Annotated in this window: 18 protein-coding genes and 2 tRNA genes; 15 read left to right on the top strand and 5 right to left on the bottom strand. The window is 35.5% G+C overall.

Annotation, left to right across the window (positions count from 1 at the left end; genetic code table 11):
* Positions 1–2: 2 nt before the first annotated feature.
* The 3 genes from CYTFE_RS0123430 to CYTFE_RS0123420 all read right to left on the bottom strand — a co-directional run bounded on the left by CYTFE_RS0123430 (position 3) and on the right by CYTFE_RS0123420 (position 3,619).
* A complete protein-coding gene (locus CYTFE_RS0123430; protein ID WP_027473806.1) occupies positions 3–800 on the bottom strand; it encodes an inositol monophosphatase family protein in 798 nt (265 codons plus the stop codon).
* 32 nt (positions 801–832) lie between these two features.
* Positions 833–2,182 (bottom strand): tRNA (N(6)-L-threonylcarbamoyladenosine(37)-C(2))-methylthiotransferase MtaB, encoded by a 1,350-nt coding sequence (gene mtaB / locus CYTFE_RS0123425; RefSeq protein ID WP_244880346.1) that lies wholly within the window; start codon positions 2,180–2,182, stop codon positions 833–835.
* A 114-nt stretch (positions 2,183–2,296) separates the two neighbouring features.
* Positions 2,297–3,619 carry a PhoH family protein gene (locus tag CYTFE_RS0123420; protein WP_027473804.1) on the bottom strand — a complete coding sequence of 441 codons (1,323 nt, stop codon included), beginning with the start codon at positions 3,617–3,619 and terminating at the stop codon, positions 2,297–2,299.
* Between the two features lie 91 nt (positions 3,620–3,710).
* Between CYTFE_RS0123420 and CYTFE_RS0123415 the strand changes: the two genes are divergently transcribed.
* From CYTFE_RS0123415 to CYTFE_RS0123400, 5 genes are all read left to right on the top strand, one after another.
* Positions 3,711–5,000: a bifunctional folylpolyglutamate synthase/dihydrofolate synthase gene (locus CYTFE_RS0123415; protein ID WP_027473803.1), complete on the top strand. Its 1,290-nt coding sequence runs from the start codon at positions 3,711–3,713 to the stop codon at positions 4,998–5,000.
* A 120-nt stretch (positions 5,001–5,120) separates the two neighbouring features.
* A tRNA-Val gene (locus CYTFE_RS0123410) sits at positions 5,121–5,195 on the top strand.
* A 50-nt stretch (positions 5,196–5,245) separates the two neighbouring features.
* Positions 5,246–5,320, top strand: a tRNA-Val gene (locus tag CYTFE_RS0123405).
* A gap of 2,039 nt (positions 5,321–7,359) precedes the next feature.
* Positions 7,360–7,536 (top strand): tyrosine-type recombinase/integrase, encoded by a 177-nt coding sequence (locus CYTFE_RS32095; protein ID WP_407689952.1) that lies wholly within the window; start codon positions 7,360–7,362, stop codon positions 7,534–7,536.
* Between the two features lie 219 nt (positions 7,537–7,755).
* Complete coding sequence (locus tag CYTFE_RS0123400) at positions 7,756–11,505, top strand: nSTAND3 domain-containing NTPase (protein ID WP_027473802.1); 3,750 nt, start codon at positions 7,756–7,758, stop codon at positions 11,503–11,505.
* Between the two features lie 205 nt (positions 11,506–11,710).
* On the opposite strand, the gene ltrA is transcribed toward CYTFE_RS0123400, so the two are convergent.
* Positions 11,711–13,102: a group II intron reverse transcriptase/maturase gene (ltrA, locus tag CYTFE_RS27955; protein WP_044263028.1), complete on the bottom strand. Its 1,392-nt coding sequence runs from the start codon at positions 13,100–13,102 to the stop codon at positions 11,711–11,713.
* A gap of 918 nt (positions 13,103–14,020) precedes the next feature.
* On the opposite strand from ltrA, the gene CYTFE_RS27950 reads away from it, so the two are divergent.
* The 6 genes from CYTFE_RS27950 (at position 14,021) to CYTFE_RS0123355 (ending at position 19,884) form a co-directional block, all read left to right on the top strand.
* On the top strand, positions 14,021–14,692 hold the full coding sequence (locus CYTFE_RS27950; RefSeq protein WP_052343396.1) for an RNA-directed DNA polymerase: 672 nt from the start codon (positions 14,021–14,023) through the stop codon (positions 14,690–14,692).
* Positions 14,693–14,871: 179 nt separating this feature from the next.
* Positions 14,872–16,179, top strand: coding sequence for an IS701 family transposase (locus CYTFE_RS0123380; protein WP_027470370.1), 1,308 nt, complete (start codon positions 14,872–14,874; stop codon positions 16,177–16,179).
* Positions 16,180–16,238: 59 nt separating this feature from the next.
* A complete protein-coding gene (locus CYTFE_RS27945; RefSeq protein WP_044214526.1) occupies positions 16,239–16,877 on the top strand; it encodes a hypothetical protein in 639 nt (212 codons plus the stop codon).
* Positions 16,878–17,006: 129 nt separating this feature from the next.
* Positions 17,007–17,615 carry an SLATT domain-containing protein gene (locus CYTFE_RS0123370; protein ID WP_027473801.1) on the top strand — a complete coding sequence of 203 codons (609 nt, stop codon included), beginning with the start codon at positions 17,007–17,009 and terminating at the stop codon, positions 17,613–17,615.
* 857 nt (positions 17,616–18,472) lie between these two features.
* Positions 18,473–19,090: a hypothetical protein gene (locus CYTFE_RS0123360; RefSeq protein WP_027473800.1), complete on the top strand. Its 618-nt coding sequence runs from the start codon at positions 18,473–18,475 to the stop codon at positions 19,088–19,090.
* 11 nt (positions 19,091–19,101) lie between these two features.
* On the top strand, positions 19,102–19,884 hold the full coding sequence (locus tag CYTFE_RS0123355; RefSeq protein ID WP_027473799.1) for an ion transporter: 783 nt from the start codon (positions 19,102–19,104) through the stop codon (positions 19,882–19,884).
* Positions 19,885–20,190: 306 nt separating this feature from the next.
* On the opposite strand, the gene CYTFE_RS0123350 is transcribed toward CYTFE_RS0123355, so the two are convergent.
* Positions 20,191–20,412 (bottom strand): ATP-binding protein, encoded by a 222-nt coding sequence (locus CYTFE_RS0123350; protein ID WP_027473798.1) that lies wholly within the window; start codon positions 20,410–20,412, stop codon positions 20,191–20,193.
* 176 nt (positions 20,413–20,588) lie between these two features.
* Between CYTFE_RS0123350 and CYTFE_RS32090 the strand changes: the two genes are divergently transcribed.
* From CYTFE_RS32090 to CYTFE_RS0123325, 4 genes are all read left to right on the top strand, one after another.
* Positions 20,589–20,867 (top strand): ABC transporter permease, encoded by a 279-nt coding sequence (locus tag CYTFE_RS32090; protein ID WP_027473797.1) that lies wholly within the window; start codon positions 20,589–20,591, stop codon positions 20,865–20,867.
* A 655-nt stretch (positions 20,868–21,522) separates the two neighbouring features.
* Positions 21,523–22,560, top strand: a complete 1,038-nt coding sequence (locus CYTFE_RS29695) for a PAAR domain-containing protein (RefSeq protein ID WP_081736080.1) — start codon at positions 21,523–21,525, stop codon at positions 22,558–22,560.
* Positions 22,550–25,375, top strand: coding sequence for a hypothetical protein (locus tag CYTFE_RS0123330; RefSeq protein WP_027473795.1), 2,826 nt, complete (start codon positions 22,550–22,552; stop codon positions 25,373–25,375). Before CYTFE_RS29695 ends, CYTFE_RS0123330 begins: the two co-directional genes overlap by 11 nt.
* Positions 25,362–26,048, top strand: coding sequence for a hypothetical protein (locus CYTFE_RS0123325; RefSeq protein WP_027473794.1), 687 nt, complete (start codon positions 25,362–25,364; stop codon positions 26,046–26,048). Before CYTFE_RS0123330 ends, CYTFE_RS0123325 begins: the two co-directional genes overlap by 14 nt.
* The last annotated feature ends 7 nt before the right edge of the window (positions 26,049–26,055 follow it).

The raw sequence follows: 26,055 nt of genomic DNA, 5'->3' as shown, positions 1-26,055 counted from the left end.
TTTTATTTTTTATCTTTACTCATTAGATGCTTGATAACCCCTTTAAACTCATCAAATATCGAGGCATTAGCAGCAATAATTTCCTGACCATATATGTAGTCTTCTCCTCCTGAAAAGTCGCAGTTATAGCCCCCCGCATTTTGCACCAGGATAACACCCGCTGCCACATCATAAGGTTTTAAGCCATATTCGTAGAATCCTTCAAACCTGCCACAAGCCACGTAGGCCATATCGGTGGCTGCCGATCCTAAGCGTCTGAGTCCATGGGAGTTTTTCATAAAATAATCCAACGATTCCATGAACCCATCCATTTTACTGTAATCGGAATAAGGAAAGCCTGTGGCCAACAGACTATCTTCCACTTTAGCAGCTTCAGAAACAGATATCTTCTCTCCATTCATATAGGCGGGGGCACCTTTCCATGTATAAAAACACTCATCTAAGCCTAGTTCATATATTACTCCCAGCACTATTTCCTTCCCATCTTCCAACGCCACACTAATGGCATGTGGTGACAAACCATGTATAAAATTTGTTGTACCATCGATAGGATCAATGATCCAATTATAACGCTCTCCTTTTTTATCAGAAGTACCCTCTTCTGCCACAAAGCCAGCTTCAGGCAGTAACTTAGACAAGCCGGCCACCAACCGTGCCTCTGAACCCTTATCTATATGAGTTACAAAATCGTTTTTCCCTTTTACTTCAATTCGTTTATTATGTGCTGACTCTTCTCTGATGTATTGTCCTGTATTTTTCACAAGAGCAATCACCAGCTGGCATAAATTTGCTAAATCCATTATTTATTAATTTTACACACAAATCTAAGAAATCAATCTGTTAATTCGGCATCAAATACCATTTCATCACTTACAAATGATTTCAGCTTGACTTTGCAAATCTTATTTTTCAAGGCCACATTATACGGAACCTTCACCTTTAGATAATTCTCAGTGAAACCATTCATCATACCTTCATTTTCGCTTCCTTCAAGCAACACATGTGCATATTGTCCCTCGAACTGCTGATAAAAATGTCTTGTTTTTTTATCTGAGACTTGATGCAATATCTGGCTTCTTAATTTCCTTTCGGAGATAGGAACCACATGATCAATGGTCAGAGCCTTTGTGTTGGGACGTTCTGAATAAGTAAAAACATGCAATTGCGATATATCCAGGCTCTGAATGAATTCCAAGGCCTCATTAAAATGAACACTGGTTTCTCCACGAACCCCCACAATGACATCTACACCAATAAAAGCGTGTGGTAGCAAGGACTTAATTTTTTCTACTCTATGGGCAAAAAGCTCCCTGTTGTATTTGCGCTTCATCAGCGCCAACACCTTGTTAGAACCAGATTGTAATGGTATATGAAAATGGGGCATAAACTTCTTGGAGGCGGCAACAAATTCAATGATTTCATCTGTCAGCAAATTAGGCTCAATACTTGAAATACGGAATCGCTCCACCCCATCAACAGCATCTAGCTGCTGAATAAGCTGAAAGAAATTCTCATTGGTGCTCTTCCCAAAATCACCTATATTAACACCTGTTAAAATAATTTCCCTGGCGCCTTCTGAAGCGGCCTTCTCGGCCAATGCCACAGTTGTTTTGATATCAGCGTTTCTGCTCTTACCGCGAGCCAATGGGATGGTGCAGTACGAACAAAAATAATCGCAACCATCCTGAACTTTCAAAAAAGTACGGGTCCTATCCCCCATGGAGTAAGAAGGAAAAAACTCTTTATTGGTCATTATTTTTCCAGCATGTACTTCTCCAGCGGCTTTTTTCTGAAGATCTCCCAGATAATCGGCTATTTTAAATTTCTCATTGGATCCCAATACCAAATCAACCCCCTCCATCTCTGCAATGGTCAATGGCTTTAATTGTGCATAACACCCTGTCACCACCACAAAAGCATTGGGATTTTGTTTGATGGCTTTTTTGATGAACTGTCGACACTTTTTATCCGCAATTTCAGTCACCGAACATGTATTAATCACATACACATCAGCAAAATCATCATATTTTACCTTTATAAACCCTTCGTCGGTCAATGCGCGGGCAATAGTTGAGGTCTCGCTAAAATTCAATTTGCACCCCAAGGTGTGAAAAGCAACTTTCTTCTCTAAAAACAACGACTTATCAATCATCTTAACTCTTTCTCCTATATTTAATAACACATCTGGGTTGTTACTTTTTCGAAATCACAAAAAAGCGCACAAAGTTAACGAAAAGAAGTTAATATCTATTTCTTTAGATTTGGAAATAAAAAAAGAAGCCCTGTTAATAGCCCCTTACAATAAATCACTGGCCAACTCTGCCAAGTAACTTCGCTCACCTTTGATCAAATTTACATGGGCAAAAATATCCTGTCCTTTCATTTTCTCAGTCAAAAAAGCCAAACCATTGGATGTCTTATCCAAGTAAGGTGAATCAATTTGTTCAACATCACCTGTAAAAACTATTTTCGTTCCAGCTGCAGCACGAGTTATAATGGTTTTCACCTCATGGGGTGTTAGGTTTTGCGCCTCATCTACAATAAAGAACACATCAGATAAACTTCGGCCTCTAATGTAAGCCAGTGGAGTAATCAAGAGTTGCTCATCACGCTGCATTTCTTCAATCAGTATGTTTTCGCGGCTTTTGGGATTGTGACAATGCTTAATCACACTCAAATTATCAAACAAAGGTTGCATATATGGCCCTATTTTATCGTTCACATCCCCCGGAAGAAAACCCATATCTCGATTAGCCAAAGGAACAATAGGGCGTGCCAATAATATTTGCTTAAAATTTTTAGTTTGCTGAAGTGCTGCTGCCAGCGCCAACAATGTTTTACCAGTACCTGCTTTCCCGGTTAAAGAAACCAGTTTCACATCCTGATTCATTAAAGCATTCAAGGCAAAGGTCTGCTCAGCATTTCGTGGTTCAATACCAAAAGCACCTTGTTTTTCCACTCGTTTTATCAAGTTAGTAAATGGGTCAAAGGTGGCCAGCACACTCTTACTGGCATTTCTAAGAACGAAATACTGGTTGGCAGGCAACTGTTGTATAGGAAAATCTTCTTGCGTAACACCTTCTGTGTTGTATAAGGACTCGATAGCCTTAGGATCAAAATCTTCATGTATCTGCACTCCTTTGTCTAAAACATCTATATCCTTCACTTTATCCGTGGTATAATCTTCACTATTCAGTCCCAGGGATTTGGCTTTCATCCTTAAGTTAATATCCTTGGTAACCAAAGTGACCACTCGTGTTTTGAACTCTTCCTTTACATACAATGCAATGGCCAATATGCGATGATCGGGTGACTTCTCAAAGAAAGAGTCCTGCATCGCTTGGGTGAATGGCTTTCCTGTTGCCACAAAGAGCTTCCCTTGCTTTGGACCTAATGGAATACCTTCCTTAAAAAGCTTTTCGCCGGATATTTTATTCAGATCGCGCACAAATTCCCTGGCCTGATAATGGATCTGATCATTGCCTTTTTTAAATTTATCGAGCTCCTCAAGCACAACTATTGGAAGTATTACATCATTATTTTCAAAGTTGTATATACATTTGTGGTCGTGAAGTACCACATTTGTATCCAGAATGAAAACTTTACGTTTTTTGGACATATTCAGCAGTTTTTAGGTTGAACGTTTATAAATATATTTATTTTCTACGAAAACATGCTGCTATTTCATGAATAATATAAAATTGAGATAAATGCTATATAAAGAGGTTTTGGAATTCCTGTTTTCACAATTACCCATGTACCAACGTACAGGCAAGGTTGCATATAAAGCCAACTTAGATAACACCCATCAGCTGGACGACTATTTTGAACATCCACATACCAGCTATAAAACCATCCATATTGCAGGAACCAACGGCAAAGGGTCGGTTTCTCATGCATTAAGCTCAATACTGCAGGAAGCGGGTTATAGTGTAGGCTTGTATACTTCACCGCACCTTAAGGACTTTAGAGAAAGGATAAAAATAAACGGCATTTGCATACCTGAAAAAGAAGTGATCGATTTCATTGAAAAGCACCAATCGTTTATACAACAGCTGAAACCATCCTTTTTTGAGATGACGGTGGCGATGGCCTTTCAATATTTTAAGAAGAAAATGGTGGATGTGGCCATCATTGAGGTAGGACTGGGAGGCCGGTTAGACTCTACGAATATTATTAATCCTGAATGTTCAGTGATTACCAATATCGGACTTGATCATGTGGCACTATTGGGAGATACCATAGAGAAAATTGCCCGTGAAAAGGGTGGCATCATAAAACCAGAAACACCCGTCATCATAGGAGAAAGCAACAGTCTGACCGAAAGCATCTTTACGGAAATTGCGCACGAAAATAATGCCCCCATATATTTTTCAGATAAGGATTATAGCATTCCTGTAGCAATGAATGGCATAGATGGCACCCAGATATTTCAAGTTTATAAAGACAAGCACCTACACTACGCCGACCTTAAACTAGATCTTCTGGGCATGTATCAACAAAAAAATATTAAAACAGTGCTAAAAGCCATAGATGTTTTAATGGAAAAAAACTTTAACATACAAACAAGTCACCTATACGAAGGTATCGGTAATGTTGTAAAAAACACAGGTTTGATGGGTAGATGGCAAATATTAGATGCAAACCCGGCCATCATATGCGACACTGGACACAACCAAGAGGGCGTGCAGGAATTGGTTAAACAAATCGCTCAAACGCCATACAAATCGCTACACATGGTTTGGGGGATGGTCAATGACAAAGACTTAAACAGCATACTCCCTCTTTTACCCAAACAAGCACAATATTACTTTGCCAAACCTAATATTCCACGAGGATTAGATGCCCAAATTTTAAAAATGGAAGCTGAGAAAATAGGATTATCAGGAGAAACCTATCCTTCCATCGCAGACGCTTTAAAAAAAGCGAAAAAAAATTCATCTCCTAACGATTTGATTTTCATCGGAGGAAGCACATTCGTCGTTGCCGAAGTGATATGAATTCAATAAAAAATTTTGCATATACAAAAAAGACATCTATATTTGCATCGCTTTTGAAAACAAGGGCAACACATTACAAAGGTAATTTGTTGAGTTTTTAAGAAAAGCATACCGTTTATCGGGCGATTAGCTCAGTTGGTTCAGAGCACTTGGTTTACACCCAAGGGGTCGGGGGTTCGACTCCCTCATCGCCCACATAACAATACAAACCTGGAAAGAAACAGGTGAAAGTTTTAAAAAAATCAGGGCGATTAGCTCAGTTGGTTCAGAGCACTTGGTTTACACCCAAGGGGTCGGGGGTTCGACTCCCTCATCGCCCACAAAGACTTGCAATTTATTGCAGGTCTTTTTTTTTTGCTACTAGGTTGGCGAGAAGATGGATCAGGGATCAGCTTTAAAAGTTGGGTCTGAAGAAATAGTATGTTAAATATTAAGCATAAATTTTAGTAAGTCTAAAAAGGAAGAACTTAATGTCTGCGACACCTTTGTATTGTCTTCTGAGATCCTATACTTTTGTATTGAAAGATTCTGTTGCAGCATTGGTACTTTCGTTATCTAATTGAGAGTAATGCTTCTAACTTATATGATAATTTTCTTTGCTTTTGAAACTTCCGTTAATGTCCTTTTTACTCGGAAAGGTATATTTTAAAAGGTCCTCATGATCAGGCTTCGCCGAATTACTCAGAAAGGTATATTTTAAAAGATCCTCATGAATAAGCTTCGCTAATTTACTCGGAAAGGCTTGTTTTCAAAGGTCCTCATGATAACTTCGTTATTATCATTGCCATAAAAAGGACCAAAAAGGTCTAGAACAATAGATCACTATCTGCCCTGCATCAACTTCCCTTTCCGTCCGGCGCACACTTCCTTCGCGCTAGGCCAACAGCACTACCACCTCAAGTGCGCCCAGAAACCCGGATGATGTATTAGAACTTCGTCATGAGCGTTGAAACGGCAATAAAAGAAGGATTTTCTAAGACGAGGCATAACACCAGCTATGGTGAGTTGAAGAAAAGTAACGAAATGACTTCTTTTGAAGCCATTTAAAGGCGTAATAGATTTTCTAATGCATTTTCCGCGTTACAGCTCTCGCCGCCGACCACGGCTATTGTTCTGGCCAACCCTGCGCTCGTTAACCTGATAGTTGAGCTTTCAAATGAGAATCACTCATTGATTGAAAATTATCGTCATGTCCTTTTTGTCATTGCCACAAAAAGGACCAAAAAAGTCTAGAACAATAGATCGCTATCAACCCGCACCGAGCTCCAATTCCATCCTGCATACTCTTCTTTCGCGCTAGGCCAGCCACACTACCACCTCGAGTGCAACCTTGAACCCGGATAATGTATTAGGACTTCGTCATGAGCATTAAAATGGCAATAAAAGAAGGCTTTTCTGAGACGAGGCATAGCACCGCTATGATGAGTTGAAGAAAAGCAACGAAGTGACTTCTTTTGAAGTCATTTTAAGGCGTAATAGATTTTCTAATGCATTTTCCGGGTTATAGCCTCTCGCCAACGCCGGCCCCGGGGCTATTGTTCCGGCCTGCCCTGCGGTCGTTTTATTGATAGTTTAATATTCAGTAAATATGCGGTCTGCTACATATTGCAAAGTAAAAAAACGCTCCAATCGGGATGTCGATTGGAGCGTTGGAATTCTCTAAGTTTTACTGGAATCTTTTGGAATTAATCGAAATTAGTGGGTGTTTTTTGGAATATTCTGACAACTATTAGACTTTTTCCAATTGTGCGGCAAAAGATCAGCCAAGTCTAAATCATAATTGCTTCTGTATAACGCAAACTTAGATAATACATCCGTAAGCCATTCGCGAGGATTTACATCACAGGTGGATATTCTGGAGCATGTAGACCCCTTAAAATGTTTTTGAAGGAATAATATTGCTCGGTGAGCAAAAAAAACGGAGCATATTGACCCCTCTCGCGAACAAATGCTTTTCGAAAAACGGAGCATGCTGACCCTTTGGATTTAGGTTTAATTAATTTGCCATTATGGATAGAATCGTGCATACCGCATACCGCTTCGATCTTAAAGGAGATACAAGGCGTAAATAACAGAATTAATAATTTTTTGTAAATTCATAGCTGATTTAAAAAAGTGAACGGGTATGGCCGTTTTCACTGGGTGGGTATAGACCATTTTTTCCAAATTGACGACAGAGATTAACTTCATCACCCCACAAAAATAGAATTTACAAACACTTGCATATAAACAGATTTTATATATTTGTATATATAAAAACATGATTTGATGCCTGTAAAGCCCAAAATAATCCTCTCTTTAGCACAACACCGGAAGATGGATGTTGTAAAAATAGGAATAAACAAAAAGGTGACTCCACATATGCTACGCCACTCATTTATTAGAACATGGTGTCGACCTTAGATACATTCAAACGTTTTTAGGTCATGTATCGAGTACCACAACAGAAATTTACACACACGTAAGCAAACGATCTCTTGCAAATATAAAAAGCCCTTTAGACCAAATTACAGAATATAAACAACTCAATAACTGATAATTAAACAAATATCGACATAATAGATATAAACACAATATGCATTTACACATACGTTACCAACAAGCCTAAGAAAGAATTGACAGTGGTAATTTTGCAGTTAGAGAAAAAAGATAAAATGAACAGCCAACGCACAAATAGCACATTTGCAAGCCCCAAAACACAGGCCGATTCTTCAGCTTGCAAAAGAGCTATTTCTTTGCCAACCCACTACAGCATATGATAGACTCCGTACAAATAGAAAATGCTTTGGATAGGATTAATGGAGACATCTTCCAAGAATTTTGTAATCATTTTTTGTACTTGAAACTAAATCCAAATACAATTACTCCGATTGGAAGTGTCATTGGTAAAGAAAAGTCAAGAAAGGGAATTCCTGATTCATATTTCACTAGTCCGGACAATCAATTAATTTTTGCTGAATATACTACAAGAGAAAGACTAGAAAAAGGGCAAAGTTTCTATAATAAACTAAAATCGGATATTGAAAACTGCTTCGAGACCTCAAAAACAGGATTAAAGAAAGAAGAAATTGATAAAGTAATATTATGCTTTACGGAACGTATTAAGCCAGTTGAAAAGAAAAATCTTGAAGAATTATGTAAAAAACACAACCCAAAGTGTATCCTTGAATTAAAAGGAATTCGAGATTTAGCATTTGCAGTACTAGATTATCCAATTTTAGGCGCTTATCTTGGAATCAAAGTTGGGACTGGTCAAATTCAAGAACCTTCTGAATTTATTGCTAATTACGAGAAAAACAAAATTTCAACACCATTAAGTAATACTTTCTTTGGTCGAGAAAAGGAATTAGAAGATGGAGAAAGCTATTTAGAAATAAACGATTTATTGCTAATCCATGGAGCACCTGGTACTGGAAAATCAAAATATGCAATTGAACTAGCAAAACTTTATTCAGATAGAAATAAATACTCCTTCTTATGTATTGGAAATAAAGGGATTCCAATTTGGGAAGACCTTAAAACTATTATAAGAACCGATAAAAATTATGTGCTGTTAGTTGATGATGCAAATAGACTAGCTAAGAACTTTCAGTGGATATTAAGTTTATTCGAGGAAAGGGATTCAAAAACTTTAAAAGTAATAGTAACTGTTAGAGATTATGCATTACCTCAGGTGAAGTCTATTGCTGTTAATTTCAATTATGCTTCAATTGAAATTAAAGCATTTTCAAATGATGAAATAAAAAATATTATTCAATCGGACGATTTTAAAATCAATGAACTATCATTCGTTGATAGAATTCTTAAAATTGCGCAAGGCAATGCACGTCTGGCGATTATGTGTGCTAAGGTAGCTCTTAAAGCCAAAAATATATTAGAGCTTGATGATGCATCCCAAATATATGATGAATACTATGAACCTTTGTTTAAAGAAGTCGAACTATTAAAAGAACCGATAGCTCAAAAATCATTAGCATTAATATCTTTCTTTTCTCGTATTGATAAAGAAAACAGAGAGTTTTGTGATTTCATTTTTAAAAGTCTTAATGTTGAAGAGAATAAGTTTTGGGAAATTTGTTATACTCTACACGAATCAGAATTAGTTGATTTATTCGAACAACAAGTTGTTAAAATATCCGACCAGATATTCTCGACCTATATTTTCTATAAAGCAGTAATTGATAATGAATCATTAAGTTTTAATTTCTTTCTTGACAATTATTTAGACTATGAAAATAGAATTACAGATACTATTGTACCAGTAATAAACACGTTCAACTACAAACAAATTGAGAAAAAATTAAAACCAATAATTCTTAAGAAATGGATAGATATTGAAAAGAAAGGGAATCATCAAGATTCTTTGAAATACCTTGATTTGTTTTGGTTTTATTTAAGTCCACAGGTATTAAACTTCATAAAAAAACAAATTGATAAGCAAGAAGCTGAAACAACAACTGAATTTCGCTATAGTTATGAATTAAATGAATTCTCATATGGGGCGGGAAAAGACCTTGAAATTTTATCCCGATTCAGATACCATAGTGATGAATTTTTTAAAGATGCGTTGGAACTTATATTTTATTATGCAATTAAAGTTCCATCAAAAATGCCGGCGGTAATTTATATTATAAAAGAGAAATTTAGCTTTTCAAGATTAGGTTATATGTATGGTGACCGAATTCAGCATTTGCTTTTTGACTTTTTAATTGCTAATGCTAAAAACAGCAATAATAAAACCATATATGAGAATATTTTAACCGAAATAATCCCCTCTTTTCTTAAAATTGAATATCACGGAAATGAAGGAAATGGAAGAGAAATAACTTTGTGGACTTTCCATTTATGGCTTTCAGAATCAATAAAATCATTTAGATATAAATGTTACAATTACCTTCTGCAAGATTCTAGTAAGACTTCTTTACTACAAATAATGTACAGGTTAAACTATTATGAATTCAAAGATTCGCAAGAAATATTACAATACGATTTAAAATACATTTATCAGATAATAAACAAGTATTTTAAACCTGACGAATTTGAAGACTGTTTCGTGTTGCAAAATATTTTAGAAGGTCTAGATTGGTTAAAAATTGACTATTCAAAAGAAATTAAGAAAGAATATAAAAGCAAGTTATATCAATTAGCTGAAGTATTAAAACAAGACAGGCAAAGGAAAAGAGAACTTGGTTGGGACGAAGAGGAAAAATTACATAAAGAAGAACTTCAAGAATATTGCCTTAATTTTGACATAAATAACTATGACTCACTTCTTACAAATGTTTCTTTAATTTTAGAGCATGTCAAAAAGGTAAGTAAGGGTAATTCTGTTTGGCAATATGAAAATTCTTTGAATACAATATTTGGTAATCTAGCCCAAACCAATGTAAAATTATTTTTGAATGTACTTGAACTAAATTTTACGAAATTTAATTTCAACCTCAATTTCACATATATTTTCAATTACTTTTTTCAAACTAATTCTGGCTACTATTTTGAGCTTTTTGAATTAATTCAAGATTTAGAAGTAAATCCAAAGTTCAGTTTTCATCACACATTAAAAATTGATGATGTTAACAAAGAGCATCTGAGTGTACTATATTCGGATTTATTGACTTCCATTAAATCCTTGAACACCCAATATATATTTTGGGATTTAACTTTCGTTAGCAAATATAAAAAGCTGAAAAATGAGAAAGATATTTATTCTGAGATTCTTGAAATTGCACTCACAAAAATTAAGAAAGAAGATGTTAAAATTAGTGTAGGTAAAAGTTTTATCGAGAAATGTCTATCGTTCAGTAATTTCCCATTTGACATATTAGTAGAAGTTTATTTGTATTCAAATAATATTGAACAAAGTTTTGATTATAAAAATGAAATTCTTAAAAAACTATTGGAACGTGACCCAAATATTATAATAAGGATTTTAAAGTTCAATTCCCCTAATAGAATTTCTTACCATGATTTAGAGCATGAACATTATGATTTTATATGGGAAATGGATAATTGTAATACAATAATCAATTCAATTTTTGAATACTTTATTGCTAGTGAAACTTATTATTTTTCGGAACGTGCAATATCAGCTTTCTTTTCAAATGCAAAGGAAAAATATGGCAAGAAACCAATAGAATACTTAGAAAATCTTATTGATGAGAAATATTTGAACGACAAGTATATGGATGTAGTCTTTAGCATAATATGCTATAAATATCCTGGTTTAAAAATGGAGTTCTTAGAGCGTTTTCTGAAACTAAATAGTGATTTTGAAATTTTTAAAAACTTAGAAATAATACATAGAAGCAAAAGTTGGTCAGGAAGCTATATTCCAATATTAGAAGGTGAGAAAAAAATATGGGAGAATGTTATCTCTGTACTTGATAGACTGCCTAATCGATTAAATTATTATGACCATAAAGAATATGCTAATCGCCAAATTGGATATTGCGATTTAAGAATAAAAGATGAGATGAAAAGAGAATTTTATGAAGATTTTAGATAGCCAGCGCTTCAAAGCCACACACATTGCCAAGTCGCTCAATAAGCCGAGCGCACGACCAAAACTTGTCAAAGAGTGTGTCTTTCCGAACGCACAAGGTACTGCAAAATTGATAGTTAATTGATTGAAAATGAATAAAGGCCAGTTGGTAATCGAGTACCCAGCCGATAGGCTATTAATTAGCCTATCGGAGAAGCTCTCACACCACCTAGCATACGGGTCTCGTACTGGGCGGTTCCTTATACCATGGGGAATCGAAGATCGGCGGAGCCAATAGTGTATTTGATTTAGTAGGTAAAGCAGAAGTAATTTGGTTGTACATAGAAGCTAAGGGAATGTAACCTCGTTTTTGGAGTCTTTCCACCGTAATGGTTGTACCTAAAATAGGACTTTGGGCGATAGCCCAACCACCCATGCGGCTTCTACTCCAAGCGTACGCCATGCCTGCTTCAACGCCCAACCGAATAAGGCTACGCCTTTTCTTGTCAGGCTTTTTCCAATGATGCCAAATGCAGTATCTAAGACGATTACGGAGCCAGCCATCCAACTCTTCCAGTTTTGTTTTGATATTGGCATATTTAAAGTTATTGATCCAACCACGTTGAATCTCAATAATCTTCTTTATGCGCTCATCGAAACTCTTGGGATTCGTTTTTCGGGTCTCTTCTTTGAGCTTTGCTTTAAAGCTCTGCCATCGTTTCTTAGTGACTACCAATTGGTATTTACCCTTGATACCTTTGCGGTAAATAGGTACAAAACCAAAGCCTAGTATCTGAAAGTTTACAGGTCGGCGAATACCACTTTTCTCTTTATTAATGGGAAGTTTTAATTTGTCCCGCAGAAATAAGTAGATCGTGTTACCTACCTTCTTTGCTTCAGCCTTAGTTTTGCAGTAAATACTAAAATCATCGGCATAACGTACAAAGCGGAGTCCTAGTCGTTCCATTTCTGAATCCAATTCATGAAGAATTATATTGGATAACAATGGGCTAATAGGACTGCCTTGCGGAACACCTATACGTCGTTTGATGAGTTTACCGTCTTTTTCAAGCGGAGCACGTAGCCAACGACGTATCAAACACATGGTTTGTTTGCATTTAATTTTACGGTACAGCAACTGTAACAATATTGTATGGTCAACCCTGTCGAAAAACTCTTTTAGGTCTATTTCAACAATATGCTGGTAGCCTGAATTAATATAACTCAGTGCTTTTCCTGTTGCTTGTTGCGTGTTACGTTCAGGACGAAATCCATAACTATAGGTAGAAAAATCTATCTCATAATACATCATTACCACCCGTGATACTGCCTGTTGCAGCATACGGTCAATAGCGGTAGGAATACCTAATAATCGGGTTTTACCACCTCCTTTAGGTATTTCCTTGCCACGTATTGGTTGTGGTAAGTACGCTTCGTTCATGATTTGTTCTACCAGTTGGTTACGGTTTTGGTCGAGATGGTCTTTAAGTTCGGAAACTTTCATACCATCAACACCGCCTGCACCTTTGTTACGTACTACATCCTTGCAAGCTATGGTTAAGTTTGCTGGATGTATTACCCGTTCAATTAAATTACTGGTGTTCCGTTTTCTTCTTTTCATTTCTTAGCTAATCCCTGTTCCCTGCTAATCTTCTTTGGGGCTGGAAAGGCTCGAATCCTTTTACCTCCGCCAAAGATTTATAGCGATATAAAGTTCAGCCCTTCACTTATCTATGAGACCTCCATGCTTAGCGTGGTATTCGTAAGAATGGCTCGTTTTCCAAAGCTACTATGGCTTTTGCTGACTGCTCTGCTCTATTAACTCGTAATTACAGAGCTCTCCCCTGGTAAGTGCTGTATATAATATTTGCTGCGCTAATCGCTCACAAATAACCTCCAATCCCTGCCGCATCTACTTTATAAATACTCGCCTCCTTGGAGTTTGGACGTTGCAATGATGTGTTTACTCATCCGATTTATAAAGCCTCATATGCGGTTTAGCTCAAAAGGTCTAATTTTAATGAATTTCGTGATTTCCGCTACGCTACAATTCTGTCCGTCAGTACCGGAATCGAAGATCGGCGGAGCCAATTTGCCGTCGGTATTTGTTGCGCTAATCGCTCACAAATAATCTTCACTGCATAGGTCACCCCATACCAGCTTGTCACTTGCTAACGGTTCGGAGCGTTACCTCCGCCCGTGATGGGACTTTCACCCTCTGGATATTAAATAATACTCCACATTCCGAGGTTTATTGAAGATAATTTGTATTTTCAAACTTTTTCAACAACTTCGGGTGTGGGTGTACTGCAGCACATGCAGGGCACACACAACGTATAAATCCAAGCCGGGGAAAGTGCTAAATTGCAACGAAATACCTATATTTAACAGCTTAACGGATTGATAGGTTTTGGCTATAAATTCCCGGCCAGTATTTATACAAAACGTTGTGTTTCATGCAAAGAGAGATAGTGCAACTAAAGCCAACGCACAATAAAGAATAGAATAATATGAGTGATACTTTTTTTCGGAGAGCTTTTTGACTAAGATTTTTGATGATAGAATCAAGAAGAAGAGCTTTAAAGGTATCGACAAGATTAGACCTACTCAATTCGAGAAAAATAAAGAGGTTGAAATAAAGCGGATTGCAGATAGATACAAAAACAAGGAATACAAGTTTATTCCTTATTTGGAGATATTAAGAAATAAGGGTCGGAATAAAGCTCCAAGAATGATTTCATCGCCTACTGTAAGAGACAAAATTACATTGACTGCTTTAAAAGAATATTTACATAGACAATTCCCTGAAAGTGTACCCAATAAACTTGCCAATTGCGTTGTTCGAGAATTAAAGCAAAAAATAGATTCGGATAACTATAATTTCTATTATCGTACGGATATTAAATCGTTTTACGATGAAATTAATAGGACAAGATTACTAGATTTCCTTGCTAAAAAGGTAACAAACTCAAAGACAATAAAAGTTCTTACGGATTCCATCGAGAATGTCACAATTCCTCATAATGAATCTAAAAGAAACAGTAACAATTATGTTACAGCTAAAGGAATTCCACAAGGTTTACCTATTTCGAATATACTAGCCCAGATATATTTAAAAAAGATTGATAATCACTTCTCCCAAAATAATATCTGTTATTTCAGATTTGTTGACGATATAATTATACTGACTAATTCTACTTTAACAGATTAAAATGATCACTGAAAAAACGATAATTTAGTATTGTTTTTCTTTCGTAATAAACAGTAAATTAGTATATTGCAATTGAAACAAAGAACAAAACTCAAGTTTGCAATGGGTAACGGGCGAAAAACTTAAAAAAATATACGAATAATGGTAAAACACTGCTAGCGGTCAACAACCGACTTGAAGTGTATTTATCTGAATTTCAGCACCATTTTAAAAATAGAACAAAATCCAACTTCGACAAAGCTACTCAATACGTCGAAGGTCTAGCTTTAAGCGATTTGAAAAACATCGAACGCATCACTGAGACATTAAACGCAGACTACCATAAGATGCAGCATTTTATCACCGAATCCAATTGGGATGCAAGAGCTGTCATCGACCAAATAGCAAATCAGGTAGACCAATCACTCCCAAACCAAAAATTAAAAGGATTACTCATAGACGAAAGCGGATGGGTGAAAAAAGGTGACAAAAGCATTGGTGTTGATCACCAGTATTGCGGGAACGTTGGGAAGACTGCAAACTCGCAGGTTGCAGTTTTTGGTTGCTTGTGCACGGACAAATATGCAGCGTTGGTCGACACGAGACTGTACCTTCCAAGGTCATGGTGTACTAACAACGCCAGGTGTGAAACTGCTGGCATCCCCAAAGAGGACAGGGTTTTCAAGACAAAACCGGAGCTGGCTACAGATATTGTGAAGCACCAACTGGAAATGGGTATCGAGTTCGATTACGTTGGGGGGGATGGACTTTATGGCAATGACCTTGCGTTTACCCGTTCGGTTGAGGATATGGGTTTGGTGTACATGCTTGACATTCATAGCGATCAAAAAATCCACCTTGAAAAACCAGAACTACATATTCCAGAGCGAAAGAGCAATCGTGGGCGCCCACCCAAAAGGCCGAAGGCAAGCACCCCATCGGTAAACGCTAACGAATATATAGAAACGCTTACAAACAAGGACTGGAAAAAGCTTGACATTCGTGATTCTGCCAAGGGAAAGCTGAAGGGATTGTTCCATTTTAAGACAGTTTACATTTGGGATAAGGTTCAGAACATTGTTGAGAAACGGTTGCTGGTCATTTCGAAAAGAAAGACAAAGCAGGGAGTAGAAATAAAATATTCGTTCACTAACGCAGAACTTGCTCAATACACGCATCAGGCGCTGGCATACATGCAGGCACAACGCTTTTTCATTGAGCATAGCTTCAAAGAGCAAAAACAGATAGTAGGCTTGGATCAGTTCCAAACCCGCAAATGGCTGTCATGGCATCACCAAGTAGCCCTCAACTTAATGGTGGGCAGCTTTATGCTGAAAGAAAAACTATTGAATCAAGACGAAGTCCCATTGTTGTCGGCAAGAGACATTATGGATTTTATGGTATACAAATTTTATCGTGAAATGACCGATGAACGGATGCTGGAAAAACTGCAGCAGCGACATGAAAAGCGACAGCGTGACATAGACCTCTGTTATTCAAAGCAATAAATCTGTTAAAGTAGAACTAAGCGCAAGCCTTATTTTACAAGCTTTCTTTTAAAATTAGGTTGTATAAACTAGGTTTAAAACTTAATAAGGACAAATCTCAAATTGGTAGTATTTCAACACCCTTTAGTTTTCTCGGTTATCAATTTAAAGGAACCAAGCTTACGCTTAGCGAAAAACAAATAAGTAAATTTATCACAAGAATTTCTGGTAAGTTTACTTGGTTTAAAAGGGGAATTGAAAATCCCGAATCCAGACCTGATTGGTTGATTAAAGATGTGGAATTATTTAAGGAAGCATTTATCAACGAACTAAACGAAAAGATTACTGGTGCTAAAGCTGGTAAAAAGAGATATGGTTGGCTTTTCTATTTTATTGAAATTGATGATTTGACGCTTTTATATCGTATAGATACTATCATCAGAAACCAGTTCAAAAATTTGGATGATTTTGACAATAAACCACCTAAAGAATTAAAAAGTATAGTTAAAGCCTATTTTGATATAAAATTCAAAAATGGAAATAACTATGTCCACAACTATAATGACTATGAAACAGTTGCTGAAAAAAGGCGATTTTTAGTAAGCAGGGGTAAATTGAACCCAACAGGAGCATATACAAAAGAACAAATTGAACGAGCATTTGAAAGATATAAAAACAAAAGGATTAGTATATTAGATAAAGATATAGGATATTATTGATGGCTGCCTTCTTCATTTGAAGAGACCTTGCTTGCAAGGTAATTTTAAACTATTACCCAAATGGGTTTTTAATCCTAATCGGATAAATTATTACATTTTTAGGCAGCCATCTTTTTAAAAATTACTGATATGAAAGAGAAATTTATTAAAGTGACATATCAACAAATATGGAAAACTAGAGGAGCTAGATTTGTTGCTCATGCTAATTATTTAAAGCAAAATAAGTCTTCAAGTTTTACAATTGCAATTCTATCAGCTTATGTAATTGTAATGAGTCTTTTTTTTATAAGTCCCTCTTTAAATTCAAAAATAAATAATGGAGATTTGAGCCTGATAACTCTTGCAGCATCTCTACTGACAGTTATTTTTAGCCAGATTGAAAGTTCAAAGGATTATAAATTAAAAGCAGAAAAGTTGCATCAAAATGCAATGGAATTATCAGACATTTATCATGAAAGTCAGGCTTTACTTTTCTCTGATGACGATTTAAACGATAGATATAAGATGGCTCAGGACATTTCAAAAAGATATAATTCAATAATTCAGAAATGTGATGAAAACCATAATGATTACGATTATAAATTCTTTTTAGCTTCCAACTGGACTGACGATGATATCAAATTGACAAAGCGACAAGCAGGCTGGACTAAGTTTTGTATTAGTATTCGGATTAGATATTATTACGCCATTTGGATATTGACACCTGTTATTCTATTTGCAATTTTGACTTGTTTGTAATGCCGACCCTTCGCAACCATACACATTGCCAAGTCGCTCAAAAAGCTGACCCACAAACCAAAACTTGTCAAAGAGTATGTCTGCCCCGACACACGGATAGGCTGCGGAGAATAAAGCACGAAAACACAAAGGAGTAGCCAGCCGATAGGCTATTAATTAGCCTATCGGAGAAGCTCTCACACCACCTAGCATACGGGTCTCGTACTGGGCGGTTCCTTATACCATGGGGAATCGAAGATCGGCGGAGCCAATAGTGTATTTGATTTAGTAGGTAAAGCAGAAGTAATTTGGTTGTACATAGAAGCTAAGGGAATGTAACCTCGTTTTTGGAGTCTTTCCACCGTAATGGTTGTACCTAAAATAGGACTTTGCCAACAATCTGTTTAATTTAATTTTCGTTGGCGATTTACACTGCGTTACAATTGAGCCAGTAGCTCCGATGATAGTTCTTCTTTCTCAATTTATTAAATCCGTTTCTATTTAACAGCTAAATAAATACTTTTTTTTAACAGACCCAACTTTTTTGCGTGATCCTTAATCCGTTTATTAGCTAAATGACTTACTTTTTTACCGTGAAGACTCTAAAGCATTCGTGAACTTCGTTTCACCCTATAGATATTAAATAAATACACCACATTCCGTGGTTTATTGAAGATAATTGGTATTTTCAAACTTTTTCAACAACTTCGGGTATAGTGTACTGTTAGCAAGTGCTAATTTTGAGCTTTTTCACTCACCCGTGTTTCGGTGCTGTTTAAAAAGGGAAAGTTCACGTAATCCGCCACGAAACCATACAATCCACCGTTACAAGCAAGCATTAAAGAACGACAGTGCGTTAAAAACATAATATTGATAACATGAGTGTAGGAGGACAATTTAAAAGAATTGGAGAAATTGGCATTGCTTTGGGGTTGTGGGGAATAGTTATTTGGCTGTTTTCTAAGCCTAAACGTATTCTATTTTTTTTATTGATAGTTTTTATAACAGCATTTTCTATTAGTTTAATATTTGATGATACTGGAGAAACATTTTACGTAAATACAAACACTTTAGAACTTTGTGATAAGCCATTCGGAACAACAAAGATTAAACTAAAAATGAATGACTCTCTTACTCTAATTAGGGAAATGAGCGATGATTGGATGCAAGTAGCTGTTGGTGTTGACACATTGTACTTTAAGGAAAATTTTTATAATGATAGTGAATTAGGTTATACATATAAGATTCAGAAAACTCCTTTTACAAAATGGAAAGCGCTACCAGGACAAAAGGTTTTACTAAACCATCCAGATGGTTATCTCGAAGCTGGTGGTTCCATGATAAAAAACGGAGATGTAATAACAATTCTTGATTATTCCGAATATGACAAGGAAATAAAGTTTAAGAATACTGGTGGTACTTTCACTAAAATTCCAATAGAATATCTTAAAATTAATTGGGAGAAAATTTTAAAAAACTATCCTAATATTCAGTAATCACCTTGACAATGAAATTTAAAAAGAGAATATACCGACTTGTTGAGAAAGGTTCACATGGTAAAAAAATCAACTTGATTTTTGACTATGTAATTATGAGTCTTATTGTATTGAGCATAACTTCAATAATATTAGAATCGATAAAGGAAATTAGTTCTGATTTTAAAATATTTTTGGAATGGTTTGATATATTTTCTGTAGCTGTATTTTCAATTGAATATTTAATGAGACTTTATGTTTCAAACCAAACTCATCCTGCAAGTAATAAGTTTAAATCAGTATTAAAGTTTGTTTTTTCAATGAATGGTTTAATAGACTTATTTGCGATTCTTCCATTCTATCTTCCTTTGCTGATTAAGATTGATTTGAGATTTTTAAGAACATTAAGATTAATTCGATTTCTGAGAATATTAAAAATCAATAGATATACAAAATCATTAAATCTAATTTGGGCTGTACTTAAGGATAAAAAATCAGAATTAGCAGTAACTGGATTTGTAACTCTTCTTCTTTTAATTTTCGCATCCTTTATAATGTATAATGTTGAAGGAGAAAAGCAACCTGATGCTTTCCCTAATATCTTAGCTGCATTTTGGTGGGCTGTTGCAACATTAACAACTGTGGGATATGGTGATGTTTATCCAATAACGGGGATTGGTAAATTTGTAAGTGGAATAATGGCATTAATGGGAATTGGAGTAGTCGCTTTACCAACTGGAATTATAGGTTCAGGATTTATGGACAGACTGAGAGATGATAAAAAATGTCCGCATTGTGGAAAAAAAATAGATTAATAAATACCCAACTTACTTAAAGAATTAAATAGAAAAGAAACTACAGTTGTTAGGCTCACTCATTCACATAGAGATTCTGATTTTGCACATCGTGTGATTAACCTATTTGATGACTGTGTAATAACAGAGGAAAACAAAAAAGAGGTTGAAAAATTAGAAATGATGTGAGAAATAAACATATTTATAATATATTTACTTATACGAAACCAAACTTCACCCAAAACTTTTCTTATGTACTTTTGGACATTCCGTTTTATTCGGACACTTTTTAGGTCTGCGATTTTTTCAAAAATAGGTATTATTTTTTTAACGTTTTGCTATCATTTTTCTCATTGATTCGCCTTGCATTTCGATACGGTATGACCCGTTAACCAACCTATCCATTACTGCATCGGCAACCACGGGGTCACCTATCGATTCAAACCACTGTTTTAAAGGAACTTGAGATGTTACCATTGTTGATTTTAGGTTATGTCTGTCGTCAATAATTTCAAGCAACATATTTCTTGAGCCGGTTTCATAAACCAATTCCTTCTCTTTGGAGTAAATGCAAACTTACTGGTGTATGTGAGAACTTTAATTATGAATCGCTTCATTCCGATATTGAACCGTTATGTTTAATATGTCAAAGAGATTATTGTAATGTAGCTTATGTCAAATATATTGGTCAACCAAGTTCTGTTCTTGAACATTTACAAAAAAGTGTGACTAAGTTCAACCCTGAACTTCCTTTTCAATATCATTTCTTAAAAGATACGTTTTTAAATTATTATAAAGAAGAGATTTACTTATTAAACCTGTTAAGTCTTTTCTGTGTAGTAGCTATCTTTATAACAATCATTGGTCTTCTCGGATTAACAAATGTACTTATACAAAAAAGAGTCAAAGAAATTGGTATTCGGAAAGCTAACGGTGCTAATGTAATTGATATAATGATTCTGATAAACAAGAATCTATTTTTCAGCTTTTCCTTGCTTTTATAATGGGTACTCCAATCGCTTATTTTATTTTAGATATTTGGCAGGAGAATTTCACATATAAAACTCCTTTGACAGGTTGGTATTTCATATTTTCTGGTTTAGGGATCCTATTGTTAACTTCTATCGCTATCTATCCCGTTTGTATTAATGCATCAAAAGCAAATCCGTCGAAAATACTAAAACAAATATAAAATATACCAACACTTATCTATAATAAGAATAAATAACAATTATTTTTAATTACGAACCGCTACTCCGATATTATCAGAGTTGCCGTTCGTAATTTTCTGTGTTCAAAAAATGGAAGGTGCTCCATTTTTTTAATGTAACCTGATTAATTCATAAATGTTTTTGTTGTGTTTTGGTATGTTCAGGGTATTATTCTTCCTATCGACTTCTCGCAATAACAACAAACCACCATCATTACTGATTTTTTCACCAGAAAAACTTATTTCGGTTTTTTTATTGGATATCGGGAAAAGTTCAAGAATTGGGCTCACGTTTTCAGAAATATTTTTTAATATTGTTCAAAAGTTTTTTTTTGTCAACACCCTAAAAATACTGATACTTCAGTAATTTTAGGGAACAAAATCCCTTTTTTTATGAATAATTCAGGGTAGAAAACTAAGTACATAAGCAACGTTTAAATTTTAACCAGATGGCCGGAAAACCGATAGCAACAGTGGGCAGTATGCATATGTGTCCCATGGTAACAGGTTATATTCCTCATATAGGAGGTCCCGTTTCAGGACCGGGAGCACCTAATGTATTAATCAACGGCAAACCTGCCGCATTGATGGGTGATATGTGTGTATGTTCAGGTCCTCCAGACACCATTGCACAAGGAGAACCCACAGTTCTAATTAATGGAACACCTGTGGCTACAATGGGAAGCATGACAGCCCATGGAGGTAGTATCACGGTAGGCGAACCAACCGTGATGGTGGGATCAGCCACCCCTGGTGCAAAAGCCAGTTTGCCACTAAATAGAATCCCTTTTCCGGAAATTAGAATCATTGATAGGATGGGTGCAATGATGAGGGGTAGAAGTTCGGATTTAAGACAGGCCGAAGCAAATCAGAATCAGATAAGGGAAGAGGCTGAAGAGTCTATTATGACGACAAATCTCCAATGGCAAAAAGAAGGAGATATTATTGAAACTGCAATGGTTGGAGAAGATGTAATTCTGTATGCTGAAGTAGATGGAGTTGATGACGGGAAATATATTTCTTTTAAAATATTTGAAAAAGATACTAATAGTGAAGATGATTTTGTTACATCGGTAAGTGGACGTGTACAAAATAGTATGGTAGAGATATCATGGAACGTGAAATATATTGAAGATAAGGATGATCAGGAGAGTGCTCAAGAAATGCAAGATAAAGGATATACCTTACCAGAGTATGTATTTAAATTTGATAATTGCGATGGAGAAACTGTAGAAAGTCAAATTCTAAAGGTAGAAGATTGTCTAGAAATTAAGGCTCTGGACGAAGAAACAGGCGAGCCTTTGGCAAATGCAAGTTACACCATATCATTACCAAATGGTGAGTTTATACAAGGAGAGTTGAATGACGAAGGGTATGCCAAATTAGAGCAATTAAGAGCCTCGAAAGATTATCCGATTGTTTTTTACACAGATATAAAAGTTTATTCCGCTCGATTACAACATAAAGCTAACAATTATGGAGTTTAATGTAATTACCTATAATGTAACAGAAGGCGATACCTATTACTCAATAGCCAAAAAACTAACGTTAAATGACCAAGAATATCGTGAATACAGCCATAAAGATTATTTTGTAAAAGCTGTAGAAGCTGGACTTAAGTGTGTTTTACGGAATAAAAAATTAGTGGTGGGCGAAAGCATTAAAGTAATAGATAATGTTCAATACTACATCAATATTACTTTTGCGTCCTCCACAGGAACTAAAAAGGGAACAAATACCATAAATAATATTACCACCTTTGGCGAAACCCTTTATTTTAATATTAGAGAGTATAAAGAGTATAATAATTATAATTGGCGTGAGGATGCAGAGAATGGTGAGATGCTATGCGGCGAAATGGGGCAAGAAGTTGAGGGCTATAATGGTGATAAATTAAATAATATAAAAGTTAAAAATGGCTATATCTATGTTTTTGATGCCGAAAATAACTTGAAATATTGCTTTGAGTTAAAAGATGGGGAATACCAAGAATTTGAAATAGCTAACGGCTTATGTAGTTTTAATACCCCTAGAGGAGAAAAAGCAGAGTATGCCACCATTAAAAGTTTTATTACTGATAATCCCGAAGATGAGCATCACGAATGTAAGTTTGTATTCTCTAAAGTTAAACTGTCAGCTGAACGCCTGCGAGGAGACGATGCCAGTGGTATTCCTAAACTTGACCCTAGGTGGTTTTACAGGCAGGTTCCTATGCTTAAATATGAATATCTGGGTTTGCAAGGTGAGCTAAAACCAGGAGTAATGCTGTTGCGCGATTATCGCAACGACACTGAAATGCCCACTCTGGCAACTTATCATTTGTTCTCAGAATCGTTTGGCAATAAAGAGGGTGTTTCTATTTATTATCCCGACCCCTTGAAAGAACTTACTCGTAGGGCTAAAATATTTCAAAAAAGGTTTGAAGATAAAGAAAATTGGGAAAATACAAAAAGTAGAGTACAACAGCTTTTTCTGCATACTACCATTAGTGAACTTATAAAAAATGATAGCAGTCTTCAAAGATATGCCGATAAAGAACGGATGGATTTATGGCAAAAAACCTATAAAGAGGATTTAGTACAACACACCCAAAAAGTACACAATGCTGCACAAAGCTTAATTAATTGGTTTAAAAGTCATATACTGCATCACACCTTACTTAACTACTTATCTTCTGATGATAAAAATGATTGGTGCGTAGCACTAGAGGTATATAATAATGCGCTAACCTATTTAAAAGATTGTCAATTAGGTAGAAGTTTTTTGTTAAATCAGGTAAGGTTAAAAGATTCATTTGTAAATCAGATACTAGGTTACTCTAGTTTAGAAGAGAATACATCTGCTAGTAGCATTGGTCAAATGGTGTTCCGTCAGGCATATTTAAATCAAGATAAGGAAACAGCCATTGCCATTGTTATACGTAAAACACAACAAAGTATTTTTGTGCTCACAAATAGTTTTATCCCTGCCTATATTGCATATAATGAGGTTAGAGCAAAAAAAATGATAAAAAAGTTTACTTTACTTTCTACCGGAGGAAAAGTGAAACTCAATATGACTTCCGTTACCCCGCTACAAAGCATCGATAAAAAAGTATCGATATTTGATATAGAGGAGCTTGGGAAGTTTAATAAAAAACTATCTGCAATAGATGTAAAAATAAAGAAAGGCCTTAATAGTAAAGTAGTATTTACTACAGTATCCTTAGTAGAAGCCTTTAATGTTTATTATAGTTTAAAAGTATTACTCGACGATACGGATAAGGAAAACAAAATGCGCAAAGCAGCCATCTTTTTTGGTTCCTTAATAGATTTTACCTCAAATGTAGCTAGTAATAGGCGAGCACAAGGTTGGATACTTAAGGCTGCAGCAAATAATAAACTCATTACATCTGGTGTAAAAGGTGTTTTAAAAGCAGTGCCCGTTTTAAATGTAATTAGTGGAGCGGTTGATATGTTTTCAGGCATGGACTCTGCTTTTGAAGCATATCAGGATGGTGAGATGGGGCTTGCGGCCGGTTATTCGTTAAACGCTGTGGGCGGTGCCATATGCATGGTTGGTGGTTTTATGGTTTTAGAAGCAGGCCAAGCAACAGTAGCTTCTGGAGGTACATTAGCTGTAGCAGGGGGCGTAACGGCAGCCATTGGAACAGGTGTGTATTTTATAGGTAGTGCGGTGGCCTATTATTACGATAACAGGGATACTAAAGAATGGATTGAAGAAAGTATTTTTGGGGATGATATTCGTCATCTAAAAGAGAATTTTTCTAATATTTTTAATCTCAACAATAAAGAGCTTGTAGCAGAGATGTTGAAATCAAAAAATCAGTCCACATTAGAAGAAATTTCAAATTCGCAAATAGAGGCTATAAACAAAATCATGTGCGACTACGAAGTTGACATACGATATAGAGGTATAGAATATGGAGGTACAGAAGTATACTTTATTATAAAACCGGGTATAATAACCGAGGCTGCCACTATTAGTTTTAATAATGTAGTTGCCTATGCACAAGCTCGCTTTTTTGAATACTTTCAAACAGAAAGCAACCGCAATGAGCGAGCTGTGGGTACTTACAAAACCTACTTACCTACTATTGAATTGGCCAAAATAAAGAACAATACGCAGATGGTAAAAAGAGACAAAAATGGTATTGTAGATCAAATAATTTACAAACACTACTACGATGTAGATATAGACCTTGTTGAAGGAACAGTGGATTTGCAATTAAATAGTGGAACGTTACAAGGCGTAGATCCAAAAATAATAAGTATTAAAGCACCTTACGATGAAACTAATTAACATAAGGTTTGAAAAAGAAAAACTAGAAAATGTACCAGGGTGTTTTGGTAGTATACTTATAATACTACCATTTGTACTGTTATTAATAACCCTACATACATTAGAACCGTTTATTTTTTGGGGTGTAGATGACACCCCCTTTCACTTTACCTTATTTGCTACATTCGCTATAGTAAGTTATGTATTTTTAAGCCTGTTTTTTGCAATTGCTAAAAAATGGCAAAGGTGGGTGATGTATATATATATAGCTATTTTGGTTCTGCAAACAGGCGTTGGATTTATATATAAATACTATAGGCCCCAAGGGCAATCCTTCTCAAATGAAGAAATGAACTCTATTAATCATTATATTTCATCCGACAAAGATTTGCCAAAAGGATTATCTGTACTAATATGGAATGATAGCATAGGTGTAATAGGAAAAAGCGTTGACTATTTGTACGCAAATTGTAGAACAAATTATAATAAACTTGAAATCACTAATACTGTTAAAAGAGGTTATACACTAAGTAAATTTAGCCCTAAAGAAGATTTTATTCATTACCGCAATTTAATATCAGGTAGCAAAGGGAATAAAAAAGAAATCCCGATTTTTTATGATTTTTGGCAGTGGCAGTTTCCTGATAGATTGATATATATATATAAAGAACTGCAATTGTACTTCGGGTCATAGAAGAGAA

The organism is Saccharicrinis fermentans DSM 9555 = JCM 21142 (assembly GCF_000517085.1).
Taxonomy (GTDB): Bacteria; Bacteroidota; Bacteroidia; order Bacteroidales; family Marinilabiliaceae; genus Saccharicrinis; species Saccharicrinis fermentans.
The sequence above is the reverse complement of the archived record's forward strand: the minus strand, read 5'-3'. Positions and strand labels throughout refer to the sequence as shown.

Excerpts from the sequence above, each read along its gene's own strand:
- CYTFE_RS0123430 (WP_027473806.1), bottom strand. The coding sequence starts at position 800 with ATGGATTTAGCAAATTTATGCCAGCTGGTGATTGCTCTTGTGAAAAAT.
- CYTFE_RS0123420 (WP_027473804.1), bottom strand. The coding sequence starts at position 3,619 with ATGTCCAAAAAACGTAAAGTTTTCATTCTGGATACAAATGTGGTACTT.
- CYTFE_RS0123415 (WP_027473803.1), top strand. The coding sequence starts at position 3,711 with ATGCTATATAAAGAGGTTTTGGAATTCCTGTTTTCACAATTACCCATG.
- CYTFE_RS0123400 (WP_027473802.1), top strand. The coding sequence starts at position 7,756 with ATGATAGACTCCGTACAAATAGAAAATGCTTTGGATAGGATTAATGGA.
- ltrA (WP_044263028.1), bottom strand. The coding sequence starts at position 13,102 with ATGAAAAGAAGAAAACGGAACACCAGTAATTTAATTGAACGGGTAATA.
- CYTFE_RS0123370 (WP_027473801.1), top strand. The coding sequence starts at position 17,007 with ATGAAAGAGAAATTTATTAAAGTGACATATCAACAAATATGGAAAACT.
- CYTFE_RS0123360 (WP_027473800.1), top strand. The coding sequence starts at position 18,473 with ATGAGTGTAGGAGGACAATTTAAAAGAATTGGAGAAATTGGCATTGCT.
- CYTFE_RS0123355 (WP_027473799.1), top strand. The coding sequence starts at position 19,102 with ATGAAATTTAAAAAGAGAATATACCGACTTGTTGAGAAAGGTTCACAT.
- CYTFE_RS29695 (WP_081736080.1), top strand. The coding sequence starts at position 21,523 with ATGGCCGGAAAACCGATAGCAACAGTGGGCAGTATGCATATGTGTCCC.
- CYTFE_RS0123330 (WP_027473795.1), top strand. The coding sequence starts at position 22,550 with ATGGAGTTTAATGTAATTACCTATAATGTAACAGAAGGCGATACCTAT.
- CYTFE_RS0123325 (WP_027473794.1), top strand. The coding sequence starts at position 25,362 with ATGAAACTAATTAACATAAGGTTTGAAAAAGAAAAACTAGAAAATGTA.